At 61.4% G+C, this 12517-nt stretch carries 10 protein-coding genes; all 10 read left to right on the top strand.

Features of this window, described 5'->3' with window-relative positions; translation table 11 throughout:
- The first annotated feature begins 28 nt into the window (after nucleotides 1-28).
- The 10 genes from bioB (at nucleotide 29) to HX815_RS06635 (ending at nucleotide 12423) form a co-directional block, all read left to right on the top strand.
- Entirely contained in the window at nucleotides 29-1084 is a 1056-nt protein-coding gene (bioB, locus tag HX815_RS06680) for a biotin synthase BioB (protein WP_003211072.1), read from the top strand.
- A gap of 153 nt (nucleotides 1085-1237) precedes the next feature.
- A complete protein-coding gene (bioF, locus tag HX815_RS06675; protein WP_177027981.1) occupies nucleotides 1238-2416 on the top strand; it encodes an 8-amino-7-oxononanoate synthase in 1179 nt (392 codons plus the stop codon).
- Complete coding sequence (locus HX815_RS06670) at nucleotides 2409-3140, top strand: alpha/beta fold hydrolase (RefSeq protein WP_177027980.1); 732 nt, start codon at nucleotides 2409-2411, stop codon at nucleotides 3138-3140. The genes bioF and HX815_RS06670 overlap by 8 nt, the downstream gene beginning before the upstream one ends.
- On the top strand, nucleotides 3133-3942 hold the full coding sequence (gene bioC / locus HX815_RS06665; RefSeq protein ID WP_177027979.1) for a malonyl-ACP O-methyltransferase BioC: 810 nt from the start codon (nucleotides 3133-3135) through the stop codon (nucleotides 3940-3942). Before HX815_RS06670 ends, bioC begins: the two co-directional genes overlap by 8 nt.
- Nucleotides 3939-4619 carry a dethiobiotin synthase gene (gene bioD / locus HX815_RS06660; protein WP_008434374.1) on the top strand — a complete coding sequence of 227 codons (681 nt, stop codon included), beginning with the start codon at nucleotides 3939-3941 and terminating at the stop codon, nucleotides 4617-4619. Before bioC ends, bioD begins: the two co-directional genes overlap by 4 nt.
- Nucleotides 4620-4726: 107 nt before the next feature.
- Nucleotides 4727-5008: a hypothetical protein gene (locus tag HX815_RS06655; RefSeq protein ID WP_008434375.1), complete on the top strand. Its 282-nt coding sequence runs from the start codon at nucleotides 4727-4729 to the stop codon at nucleotides 5006-5008.
- Nucleotides 5009-5347: 339 nt separating this feature from the next.
- The gene (locus tag HX815_RS06650) at nucleotides 5348-7153 is read left to right on the top strand and encodes a phenylacyl-CoA dehydrogenase (RefSeq protein WP_177027978.1); all 1806 of its coding nucleotides are present in this window, start codon (nucleotides 5348-5350) and stop codon (nucleotides 7151-7153) included.
- Nucleotides 7154-7357: 204 nt separating this feature from the next.
- Complete coding sequence (locus tag HX815_RS06645) at nucleotides 7358-8647, top strand: diguanylate cyclase (RefSeq protein ID WP_177027977.1); 1290 nt, start codon at nucleotides 7358-7360, stop codon at nucleotides 8645-8647.
- A gap of 90 nt (nucleotides 8648-8737) precedes the next feature.
- Nucleotides 8738-10522: an acyl-CoA dehydrogenase C-terminal domain-containing protein gene (locus tag HX815_RS06640; RefSeq protein ID WP_177008814.1), complete on the top strand. Its 1785-nt coding sequence runs from the start codon at nucleotides 8738-8740 to the stop codon at nucleotides 10520-10522.
- 122 nt (nucleotides 10523-10644) lie between these two features.
- Complete coding sequence (locus HX815_RS06635) at nucleotides 10645-12423, top strand: acyl-CoA dehydrogenase C-terminal domain-containing protein (RefSeq protein ID WP_102604398.1); 1779 nt, start codon at nucleotides 10645-10647, stop codon at nucleotides 12421-12423.
- Nucleotides 12424-12517: the final 94 nt, after the last annotated feature.

Below are 12517 nucleotides of genomic sequence, written 5' to 3'. Positions count from 1 at the left end.
TTGCCAAAGCATAATCAAGGAATCGCCCATGAGCGCCAGCATCACTGCCAACCTGCGTCACGATTGGTCTTTAGCCGAAGTCAAAGCGCTGTTCGTGCAGCCCTTCAACGACCTGTTGTTCCAGGCGCAGACCGTGCACCGCGCGCATTTCGACGCCAACCGCGTCCAGGTTTCCACGCTGCTGTCGATCAAGACCGGCGCCTGCCCGGAAGATTGCAAATATTGTCCGCAGTCGGGCCACTACAACACCGGCCTGGAAAAAGAGAAGCTGATGGAAGTGCAGAAGGTCCTCGAAGAGGCCGCTCGCGCCAAGGCCATCGGTTCGACCCGTTTCTGCATGGGCGCCGCCTGGAAGCATCCGTCAGCCAAAGACATGCCCTACGTGCTGGAGATGGTCAAAGGCGTGAAAGCTATGGGCCTGGAAACCTGCATGACCCTCGGCCGTCTCGACCAGGACCAGACCGAAGCCCTGGCCCAGGCCGGCCTCGATTACTACAACCACAACCTCGACACGTCGCCGGAGTTCTACGGTTCGATCATCACCACCCGCACCTACGGCGAGCGCCTGCAAACCCTGGCGTACGTGCGTGATTCGGGGATGAAGATCTGCTCCGGCGGCATCCTCGGCATGGGCGAGTCCCTGGACGATCGCGCCAACCTGCTGATCCAGTTGGCCAACCTGCCGGAGCATCCGGAATCGGTGCCGATCAACATGCTGGTGAAAGTTGCCGGCACGCCGCTGGAGAACGCCGACGACATCGACCCGTTCGACTTCATCCGCATGCTGGCGGTGGCGCGCATCCTGATGCCGCAGTCCCATGTGCGGCTGTCGGCCGGGCGTGAGGCGATGAACGAGCAGATGCAGGCCCTGGCATTCTTTGCTGGCGCCAACTCGATTTTCTACGGCGACAAGCTGCTGACCACTGCCAACCCGCAGGCGGACAAGGACATGCAACTGTTCTCGCGCCTGGGCATCTTGCCGGAAGCTCGTGAAGAGCACGCCGATGAAGTGCACCAGGCGGCGATCGAGCAGGCGCTGGTGGAGCAGAAGAGCAGCGAGCAGTTTTACAACGCGGCTGTTTGATAAGTCCACTTTGGGATGCCACCCAAATGTGGGAGCGGGCTTGCTCGCGAAGGCGGTGTGTCAGCCAATACATAAGCTGACTGATCCACTGCTTTCGCGAGCAAGCCCGCTCCCACATTTTTGACCGCGTTCACCCTGATCTACCGAGGTCTCATGTCTTTCGATCTCGCCGCGCGTCTTGCGGCTCGTCGTGCCGAACACCTGTATCGCCAACGTCCACTGCTGCAGAGCCCGCAAGGCCCTGACGTGGTGGTCGACGGCCAGCCGTTGCTGGCGTTCTGCAACAACGATTACCTGGGCCTGGCCAATCACCCGCAAGTGATTGAAGCCTGGCGCGCGGGCGCGGCTCGCTGGGGCGTGGGTGGCGGCGCTTCGCATCTGGTGATCGGCCACAGCACGCCGCACCATGAACTGGAAGAGGCCCTGGCCGACCTCACCGGTCGCCCGCGGGCGCTGCTGTTCACCACCGGTTACATGGCCAACCTTGGCGCCGTCACCGCGCTGGTGGGGCAGGGCGATACGGTGCTGGAAGACCGCCTTAACCACGCCTCGTTGCTGGATGCCGGTTTGCTCTCGGGTGCGCGCTTCAATCGTTACCTGCACAACGATGCTGAAAGCCTGGCCAAGCGCCTGGAGAAAGCCACCGGCAATACGCTGGTGGTGACCGACGGCGTGTTCAGCATGGACGGTGACCTGGCCGACTTGCCGGCGCTGGCCCGTGAAACCCGGGCCAGGGGCGCATGGTTGATGGTGGATGACGCCCATGGCTTCGGGCCTTTGGGTGCCAACGGTGGCGGGATCGTCGAGCATTTTGGCTTGAGCCAGGAAGATGTGCCGGTGCTGGTCGGCACGCTCGGCAAGGCCTTCGGTAGCGCTGGCGCCTTTGTGGCGGGCAGCGAAGAGCTGATCGAAAGCCTGATCCAGTTCGCCCGCCCGTATATCTACACCACCAGCCAACCGCCGGCATTGGCCTGCGCCACGCTGAAAAGCCTGGAATTGCTGCGCACCGAGCATTGGCGCCGTGAGCATCTCAATGGGCTGATCCGCCAGTTCCGCCAGGGCGCCGAGCAGATTGGCCTGGAACTGATGGACAGTTTCACGCCGATCCAGCCGATCATGATTGGCGACAGTGCCCGCGCGGTGCGTTTGTCGCAGATGCTGCGCGAGCGCGGGCTGATGGTGACGGCGATTCGGCCACCGACCGTGCCTGCCGGTAGCGCTCGCCTGCGGGTGACCCTGACGGCGGCCCACAGCAACGCCCAGGTGCAGCTATTGTTAAGCGCATTGGAAGAGTGTTTCCGCTTGTTAGGCCAGGAGCCCGACCATGCGTGATCGACTGATATTGCTGCCTGGCTGGGGCCTCGGCGTTTCGCCGCTGGAACCGCTGGCGGCGGCGTTGCAGGGGCTGGATGAACACTTGCAGGTGCAGATCGAACCGTTGCCGGACGTGGAGTCGGACGACCTTCAAGAGTGGCTCGATGAGCTGGATTCGACCTTGCCCCAAGACGTCTGGCTGGGTGGTTGGTCCCTCGGCGGCATGCTTGCTGCCGAGTTGGCCGCCCGGCGCGGTGATCATTGTTGCGGTTTGCTCACCTTTGCCAGCAACGCAAGCTTCGTGGCCTGGCCCCGCTGGGACCATGGCATGCACGAAGAGGATTTTATTGCGTTTCTTAACGGTTGCCGCCTTGATCCGGTTGCGACGTTAAAACGCTTCAGTCTGCTTTGCGCCCGGGGCTCCAGCGATCCCCGATCACTTGCTCGGCTATTGCTGGCGGGTGCCCCTAAAACCTCCGCGCAGACCTTGCTCAGTGGTCTGGAGCTGTTGGGCCGATTGGACACCCGCCAGGCGCTGGTCGACTTTCAAGGGCCGCAGTTGCATCTGTTTGCCGGGCTGGACGGGCTGGTTCCGGCTGAAGTGGCCAGTGAGTTGTTCGCCTTGTTGCCTGACGTTGAAATCGGCCTGATTGAACAGGCCGGTCACGCTTTTCTACTGGAGGACCCCCACGGTGTGGCGGGGGCCATCCAGGCTTTTTTGCATGAGTGCGGTGATGACTGATTTGTCCCATGTGTTGCCCGGCGGCTTGCCAGACAAGCGCCAGGTAGCGGCCTCCTTTTCCCGCGCAGCCGCCAGTTACGACAGCGTTGCCGATTTGCAGCGTGCGGTGGGCAGCGAGCTGTTGCGGCGTTTGCCCGAAGGTCTTTCTCCACAACTCTGGCTGGACCTGGGCTGCGGCACGGGTTATTTCAGTCGTGTGCTGGGCCAGTCATTTGCGGGTAGCCAGGGTTTGGCCCTGGATATCGCCGAGGGCATGCTCAAACACGCCCGGCCGCTGGGCGGTGCACAACATTTCATCGCTGGCGATGCCGAGCGCTTGCCCTTGCAGGACGCCAGTTGCGGGCTGATCTACTCCAGTTTGGCGGTGCAGTGGTGCTCGGATTTTGCCGCAGTGCTCAGCGAAGCGCGGCGCGTATTGCAGCCCGGCGGCGTGCTGGCGTTTGCCAGCCTCTGCGTGGGTACGCTGGATGAGTTGCGCGAAAGCTGGCGCGCAGCGGATGGCATGGTTCATGTGAACCGCTTCCGGCCGTTCAGTGCTTATGAGCAACTGTGCGCAGCCAGTGGTTTGCGGGTGCGCAGCCTGGAGCAGTGTCCCCACGTGTTGCATTACCCCGACGTGCGCAGCCTGACCCACGAACTGAAAGCGTTGGGTGCGCACAATCTGAACCCGGGGCGCCCAGGAGGGTTGACGGGCCGGGCGCGGATTGTTGCACTGGTGCAAGCCTACGAGCAGTTCCGCCAGGCCCAGGGCCTGCCGGCAACTTATCAAGTGGTGTACGCCGTCCTGGAGAAACCTCTATGAATGCCGCTTACTTCATCACGGGGACCGACACCGACGTCGGCAAGACCACCGTCGCTGCCGGCCTGCTGCATGCCGCGCGGCAAGCCGGCAAAAGTACGGCGGCGGGCAAGCCGGTAGCCTCTGGGTGCCAGCTGACGCCCAAGGGCCTGCGCAATTCGGACGCCCTGGCGTTGCTGGCCGAGTGTTCGTTGCCGTTGAGTTATGCCGAGGTCAACCCGGTGGCCTTCGAGCCGGCCATCGCGCCGCATCTGGCGGCCCGTGAAGCCGGCGTGGCGCTGACGGTGCAGTCGTTGTTGAAACCCATGCAGCACGTTCTCGCCAAGCAGGCGGACTTCACCTTGATCGAAGGTGCGGGCGGCTGGCGTGTGCCATTGGCGGACCAGGACAATTTGTCGGACCTGGCCCAGGCGCTGAAGCTGCCGGTGATCTTGGTGGTGGGTGTGCGGCTGGGGTGTATCAGCCACGCGTTGTTGACCGCAGAAGCCATCGCCCGGGACGGGTTGCCGCTGGCGGGCTGGGTGGCCAATATCATCGACCCCAAGACCTCTCGTCTGGAAGAAAACCTCGCGACCCTGGCTGAACGACTCCCCGCGCCATGCCTGGGAAGGGTGCCCAAGCTCAAGCATCCCAGCGCCGAAGCGGTCGCCGCGTACTTGCAACTGGACCTGCTTGACTAGTTTTGCCTATCGCGAAGGCATTATGCCATTAGTGTTTTTGACGGGCGTTTTGCCGGTAGGTCTGCTTCAATAACAGTTCACGATTCTCTTATAGGCAGGTTCACGCCATGGAAATCTCTGGTAGCAGTGCGTTTTACTCGGGACTGAGCGCGATTCAGACCGGGCAGAACCGTGTCGACCAGGCCGCCGGCAAGATTGCCAGCGCCGCCACTTCCCAGCCTTCGGACGCGCAAAATGATCGTTTGCGTTCGGTAGACGCCAATCAGGCCAGCAACTCGGCGAGCAACATGGTCGAGATGGCCCAAGGCAAGTTCCAGGTTGAACTGGGCGCCAAAGTCGCCAAGGCTTCCGACGAAATGCTCGGCACCTTGATCGATACTTACGCATAACCCCCCCCTCTTATCGTGCGAGCTGGCTTCTCTGTGGGAGCTGGCTTGCCTGCGATAGCGTCACCTCGATCCTCCTGATACACCGCGGCGCCCGCATCGCAGGCAAGCCAGCTCCCACACTGATCTTCACCGCTCAATAATCTTTTTCCCCCTGAATCGTCATGCGGCATTTCGCTGCAGGCCTTGCCGTGCCTGACGTTGACCTGCGTCATGACAAACGGCGTTTGCGCGACGCTTGACAAGGATTGGTCGTAAACGTATGTTTCAAACAACTGTTTGACCGCCACAACACATCCATGCGGTTGTTCATCCCAGATACATCAGCAGAGGTTTATCGCTATGCCTGACTACAAGGCCCCCTTGCGTGATATTCGCTTCGTTCGTGACGAACTGCTTGGCTATGAAGCGCACTATCAGAGCCTGCCGGCTTGCCAGGACGCTACCCCGGACATGGTTGACGCCATTCTCGAAGAAGGCGCCAAGTTCTGTGAGCAGGTACTGGCACCGCTGAACCGCGTGGGTGATATCGAAGGTTGCACCTGGAGCGAGTCAGGCGTTAAGACCCCTACCGGTTTCAAAGAAGCCTACAAACAGTTCGTTGAAGGCGGCTGGCCAAGCCTGGCCCACGACGTGGCGCACGGTGGCCAGGGCCTGCCGGAATCCCTGGGCCTGGCGGTCAGCGAAATGGTCGGCGAGGCCAACTGGTCGTGGGGCATGTACCCGGGCCTGTCCCATGGCGCGATGAACACCATTTCCGAGCACGGCACTCCCGAGCAGCAAGAGGCTTACCTGACCAAACTGGTGTCGGGCGAGTGGACCGGCACCATGTGCCTGACCGAACCGCACTGCGGCACCGACCTGGGCATGCTGCGCACCAAGGCCGAGCCTCAGGCTGATGGTTCCTACAAGGTTTCCGGTACCAAGATCTTCATCTCGGCCGGCGAACACGACATGGCCGACAACATCGTCCACATCGTGCTGGCTCGCCTGCCGGACGCACCGGCTGGCACCAAAGGCATTTCGCTGTTCATCGTTCCCAAGTTCGTACCGAACGCCGACGGTTCGATTGGCGAACGCAACGCGGTGTCCTGTGGTTCCCTGGAACACAAGATGGGTATCCACGGCAACGCCACCTGCGTGATGAACTTCGACGCGGCCACCGGTTTCCTGATCGGCCCGGCGAACAAAGGCCTGAACTGCATGTTCACCTTTATGAACACCGCTCGCCTGGGCACCGCGCTGCAAGGCCTGTCCCACGCTGAAATCGGCTTCCAGGGCGGCCTCAAATACGCTCGCGACCGCCTGCAAATGCGCTCCCTGACTGGCCCGAAAGCGCCGGACAAGGCCGCTGACCCGATCATCGTGCACCCTGACGTGCGCCGCATGCTGCTGACCATGAAAGCCTTCGCCGAAGGCAACCGCGCGATGGTGTACTTCACCGCCAAGCAGGTTGACGTGGTCAAGTACGGCACCGACGACGAAGCCAAGAAACAGGCTGACGCACTGCTGGCCTTCATGACCCCGATCGCCAAGGCGTTCATGACCGAAGTCGGTTTTGAATCCGCCAACCACGGCGTGCAAATCTACGGCGGCCACGGCTTCATCGCCGAGTGGGGCATGGAGCAGAACGTTCGCGACAGCCGCATTTCGATGCTGTACGAAGGCACCACCGGCATCCAGGCCCTCGACCTGCTGGGCCGTAAAGTGCTGATGACCCAGGGCGAAGCGCTGAAGGGCTTCACCAAGATCGTCCACAAGTTCTGCCAGGCCAACGAAGGCAACGAAGCGGTACAAGAATTCATTGCACCGCTGGCGGCACTGAACAAAGAGTGGGGCGAGTTGACCATGAAGGTCGGCATGGCGGCCATGAAAGACCGCGAAGAAGTCGGTGCCGCTTCGGTGGATTACCTGATGTACTCCGGTTATGCCTGCCTGGCTTACTTCTGGGCCGACATGGCCCGCCTGGCCGCCGAGAAACTGGCTGCCGGCACCAGCGAAGAAGGCTTCTACACCGCCAAGCTGCAGACTGCGCGTTTCTACTTCCAGCGCATCCTGCCGCGTACCCGCACCCACGTTGCAACCATGCTGTCGGGCGCCAACAACCTGATGGACATGAAAGAAGAGAACTTCGACCTGGGCTACTAAGCCTCGGCCAGTTCGCTTCAAAAGCCGCCGCTCCTTCGGGAGCGGCGGTTTTTTTTGCGCGATAAAAAACCACAGTACCGCACTCAGGGATTGCTCCGAGCGGCCGTTACAGTGATGGCAATGTGATACGCATCACATTGAATGTGCTTAACTGTGATCAGTGAAGGCACTGTGCCATCTTTTTTGTGGGTCGGAGCTTTACCCTTGTCGCGCGCGTCTGCTGTACGTTTCAGTCATTTTTTACCTTCACTGCTTTTACTGCTGGCGGGGCTCTCGGCTGCGTATGTGAAGGATCTCAATGTGTTCTTCACTTCACTGTTCAATGTGCTGCCGACCCTCGTGCTGCTGCTGGGCGGCTCGTACTGCGCGGTCTACCGGCGCCAGCGAGAGCTGTTCCTGATGATCACGGTGTACGTGGTCTATTTCCTGCTGGATACCCAGACCGATTACTACCGCGATAACGGTCGCGTGCGGGACGACGCGGCCGTGGTCTTCCATCTGTGTTGCCTGTTGTTACCGTTGCTGTTCGGCATCTACGCGGTCTGGCAAGAAAAAACCCACCTGTTTCGCGACTTCATCGCACGCTGCGCGGTGCTGTTTGCGGTAGGCAGCGTGGCACTTGCCCTTGAACAAAGTTTTCCCCATGCCTTGTTGAGCTGGTTGGCTGAAATTCGCTGGCCCGCCTTGCATGGCCGCTGGATGAGCCTGATCCAGCTGTCCTATCCGATGTTCCTGATTGGTTTTGTGACCCTGGCCGCGCAGTACTGGTATCAACCAAGACCGCTGCACGCCGCGCAGCTGGTAGGGTTGCTGGGGTTGTTCTGGATGTTGCCGCAGACGTTCATCCTGCCGTTCACCCTGAACATCATGTGCAGCCAGGTGATGCTGATGATCGCTGCCGGGGTGGCCCACGAGGCTTATCAAATGGCCTTCCGTGACGAGCTGACCGGGTTGCCGGGCCGCCGCGCGCTCAATGAGCGCATGCAGCGCCTGGGGCGCAATTATGTGCTGGCCATGGGCGACGTCGATCACTTCAAGCGTTTCAACGATACCCATGGCCACGACGTGGGCGACCAGGTACTGCGCCTGGTGGCCAGCAAGTTGTCCAAGGTCAACGGCGGCGGCCGGGCCTACCGCTATGGCGGTGAGGAATTTGCCGTGGTATTCGCCGGCAAGACCCTGGATGAATGCCTGCCGCACCTGGAAGAGATCCGCGAAATCATCGCCAACTACGACATCAAACTGCGTAACCCGGACCGTCCCCACGACGACCAGCAGGGGCGCCAGCGTCGTGTGGGCAATGGCGCTTCCAGCGTGTCGGTGACCGTCAGCATCGGCGTGGCCGAACGCCAGGCCGAGCAGCGCAGCCCTGAAGAAGTGCTCAAATCCGCCGACCAGGCGCTGTACAACGCCAAGGGCGCGGGGCGTAACTGCGTGGTCGCTGCGGGGCAGACCCGCCGCGGCGCGGTCCGCATGGACAGCGCTGCCGGTTGAGTGATGGTGGTGTATTCAGCGGCCCTACAGTGATTGTCCGGTGGGCCGTGCGGCAGTAGGTTGAAGGCATCTGCTGCCGGAGACATTGCCATGCCTGACTATAAAGCTCCCCTGCGCGACATGCGCTTTCTGATCGATCACGTCTTTGACTTCCACGGCCACTACGCCGCGCTGGGTGCAAGCGATGCCAGTCCGGACATGGTCGGCGCGATCCTCGAGGAAGGTGCGAAGTTCTGCGAAAACGTCCTGGCGCCGTTGAACCGCTCCGGCGATGAAGAAGGCTGCCATTTCGACAACGGTGTGGTGACCACGCCCAAGGGCTTCAAGGAAGCCTTCGCGCAGTACGTGGAAGGCGGCTGGCACGGTTTGGCGGCTGACCCGGCCTACGGCGGGCAGGGCTTGCCAATGTCCCTGGGCCTGGTGCTCGCGGAGATGATCTCCTCCAGCAACACGTCCTGGGGCATGTACCCTGGCCTGACCCACGGTGCGATGTCGGCGATCCGTGCCCACGGCACTGAAGAGCAGAAAAACACCTACCTGAGCAAACTCACCGCGGGCCAGTGGACCGGCACCATGTGCCTGACCGAAGCCCATTGCGGCACCGACCTGGGCCTGATCAAGACCCGCGCCGTCCCGCAGGCCGACGGCAGTTATGCAGTCACCGGCAGCAAGATTTTCATCTCGGCCGGCGAGCATGACATGAGTGACAACATCATCCACCTGGTGCTGGCCAAGCTGCCGGATGCGCCGGCCGGCACCAAGGGAATCTCGCTGTTTATCGTGCCCAAGTTCCATGCCGACTCGGGCGAGCGCAACACGATGAGTTGCGGCTCCATCGAGCACAAGATGGGCATCAAGGCGTCGGCCACCTGTGTGCTGAACTTCGATGGCGCCCGGGGTTTCCTGATCGGTGAGGCGAACAAGGGCCTCAACTGCATGTTCACCATGATGAACCATGCGCGCCTGGGCACCGGCATGCAGGGCCTTTGCCTGGGGGAAGCGAGCTTCCAGGGTGCGATCAAGTACGCCAACGACCGCTTGCAGATGCGCTCGCTGACCGGCGCCAAGGCACCCGAAAAAGCCGCTGATCCGATCATCGTCCACCCGGATGTGCGGCGCATGTTGCTGACCATGAAAGCCTTCAATGAAGGCAACCGCGCATTGACCTACTTCTCGGCACAGTTGCTCGATACCGCACACCTGAGTGGCGACGAGGGGCAACGCCAGGAAGCCGAAGACCTGTTGGCCTTCCTTACGCCGATCTGCAAGGCGTTCATGACCGAAACCGGGCTGGAGGTGACCAACCACGGCATGCAGGTGTTCGGTGGCCATGGCTTCATTCGTGAATGGGGCATGGAGCAACTGGTTCGCGATTGCCGGATTGCGCCGATCTATGAAGGGACCAACGGCATCCAGGCCCTGGATTTGCTCGGGCGCAAGGTGCTCGGCAGCCAGGGCAAGCTGCTGCGCGGCTTTACCAAAATCGTCCACAAGTTCTGCGCGGCCAACGCCGAACATCCGCAACTCAAGGCCCATGTGGCTCAGCTCAACCAGTTGAATCAGCAGTGGGGTGAGCTGACGGTCAAGGTAGGCATGGCAGCCATGAAAAACCCGGATGAAGTCGGCGCTGCAGCCCTGGATTACCTGATGTACAGCGGCTACATCATCCTTGCCTACTTATGGCTGCGCATGGCGCTGGTGGCACAAGAGCAGTTGGACAGCGGTAGCGGTGATGCCGATTACGCCCAAGGCAAGCTGGCGACCTGCGAGTTCTACTTCAAGCGCCTGCTACCGCGCACGGCCGCGCACCGGGCGGCGGTGGAGGCGGGCAGTGAGTGCCTGATGAGTCTGCCGGCGGAGCTGTTTGCGCTTTAGTGACCGTAAAATACTTGTTGGTCACAAGCAGACCCTATGTGTCACAAAAGTTGTTCGGTTACACTCGGGGTCTGTAAAACCGACCCCACCCGAATAACGTTAAAGTTCTCACGAGGTTTGCCATGGCTGACTACAAAGCGCCGCTGCGCGATATGCGCTTCGTCCTCAACGAAGTTTTCGAGGTCGCCAAACTCTGGGCCCAACTGCCCGCGCTGGCGGAAACCGTCGACGCCGAGACCGTTGAGGCAATCCTCGAAGAAGCCGGCAAAGTCACCTCCAAGACCGTCGCCCCGCTCAGCCGCGGCGGCGACGAAGAAGGCTGCCGCTGGGAGAATGGCGCGGTCTTCACCCCGGCTGGCTTCAAGGACGCCTACAAAACCTACGCTGAAGGCGGTTGGGTAGGTGTTGGCGGCGACCCGGCGTACGGCGGCATGGGCATGCCCAAGGCAGTGTCGGCCCAGGTAGAAGAGATGATCAACTCCTCGGGCCTGGCCTTCGGCCTCTACCCGATGCTGACCTCCGGCGCCTGCGTGTCGATCAACACCCACGCCAGTGAAGAGCTCAAGGCCACTTATCTGCCGAATATGTACTCCGGCGTGTGGGCCGGTTCCATGTGCCTGACCGAACCTCATGCCGGCACTGACCTGGGGATAATTCGGACCAAGGCCGAGCCTCAGGCAGACGGTTCCTACAAGGTCAGCGGCACCAAGATCTTCATCACCGGTGGCGAGCACGACCTCACCGAGAACATCATCCACCTGGTGCTGGCCAAGCTGCCGGACGCACCGGCGGGTCCCAAGGGTATTTCGCTGTTCCTGGTGCCCAAGTTCATGGTCAATGCCGACGGCAGCCTGGGGGCGCGCAATCCGGTGACCTGCGGCTCCATCGAACACAAGATGGGCATCCAGGCGTCTGCGACCTGCGTGATGAACTTCGACGAAGCCGTGGGCTACCTCGTGGGCGAGCCTAACCGTGGCCTGGCCGCGATGTTCACCATGATGAACTACGAGCGCCTGGGTGTGGGCATCCAGGGCCTGGCCTCCGGTGAGCGCTCTTATCAGAACGCTATCGAATATGCGCGCGACCGCCTGCAAAGCCGTTCGCCAACCGGTCCGAAAGCCAAGGACAAGGTCGCTGACCCAATCATCGTCCACCCGGACGTGCGGCGCATGCTGCTGACCATGAAAGCCTCGAACGAAGGTGGCCGTGCGTTCTCCACCTATGTGGCGATGCAGCTCGACACCGCCAAGTTCAGCGAAGACGCCACCGTCCGCAAACGCGCGGACGATCTGGTTGCTCTGCTGACCCCGGTTGCCAAGGCGTTCCTGACCGACCTGGGCCTGGAAACCACCGTGCACGGCCAGCAGATTTTCGGCGGCCACGGCTACATTCGCGAATGGGGCCAGGAGCAACTGGTGCGTGATGTGCGCATCACCCAGATCTACGAAGGCACCAACGGCATTCAGGCCCTGGACCTGGTGGGACGCAAGATCGTCGGTAGCGGTGGAGCGTTCTACAAGCTGTTCGCTGATGAGATCCGCCATTTCACCGCCACTGCCGGCGCCGAACTGGCCGAATTCACCAAGCCGCTGAACGCGGCCGTGGATGACCTGGACGAACTGACCGCCTGGCTGCTGGACCGCGCCAAATCCAACCCGAATGAAATCGGCGCGGCATCCGTGGAATACCTGCACGCGTTCGGCTACATGGCTTATGCCTACATGTGGGCCCTGATGGCCAAGGCGGCTCTGGGTAAAGAGGCTCAGGAAGACTTCTACGCGAGCAAGCTGGGCACCGCGCGTTTCTACTTTGCGCGCTTGCTGCCGCGGATCGCGTCCCTCAGCGCCTCGGTAAAAGCCGGTAGCGAATCGCTGTTCTTGCTGGATGAAGCACTGTTCTAAGGACTTGGAGGGCGTGTAAGCATTCTCTTACATGACGTGCTGCTATTCGTCCTCTATCGCCAAATTGGATCCACGGATAATCTACTTCACATGG

Source organism: Pseudomonas sp. E6002 (assembly GCF_013385565.1).
In the GTDB taxonomy this organism is placed as follows: Bacteria; Pseudomonadota; Gammaproteobacteria; order Pseudomonadales; family Pseudomonadaceae; genus Aquipseudomonas.
This window is presented reverse-complemented; position numbering and strand designations above follow the sequence as displayed.

Coding starts and splice junctions, on each gene's coding strand:
- bioB (WP_003211072.1), top strand. CDS start 29: ATGAGCGCCAGCATCACTGCCAACCTGCGTCACGATTGGTCTTTAGCC.
- bioF (WP_177027981.1), top strand. CDS start 1,238: ATGTCTTTCGATCTCGCCGCGCGTCTTGCGGCTCGTCGTGCCGAACAC.
- HX815_RS06670 (WP_177027980.1), top strand. CDS start 2,409: ATGCGTGATCGACTGATATTGCTGCCTGGCTGGGGCCTCGGCGTTTCG.
- bioC (WP_177027979.1), top strand. CDS start 3,133: ATGACTGATTTGTCCCATGTGTTGCCCGGCGGCTTGCCAGACAAGCGC.
- bioD (WP_008434374.1), top strand. CDS start 3,939: ATGAATGCCGCTTACTTCATCACGGGGACCGACACCGACGTCGGCAAG.
- HX815_RS06655 (WP_008434375.1), top strand. CDS start 4,727: ATGGAAATCTCTGGTAGCAGTGCGTTTTACTCGGGACTGAGCGCGATT.
- HX815_RS06650 (WP_177027978.1), top strand. CDS start 5,348: ATGCCTGACTACAAGGCCCCCTTGCGTGATATTCGCTTCGTTCGTGAC.
- HX815_RS06640 (WP_177008814.1), top strand. CDS start 8,738: ATGCCTGACTATAAAGCTCCCCTGCGCGACATGCGCTTTCTGATCGAT.
- HX815_RS06635 (WP_102604398.1), top strand. CDS start 10,645: ATGGCTGACTACAAAGCGCCGCTGCGCGATATGCGCTTCGTCCTCAAC.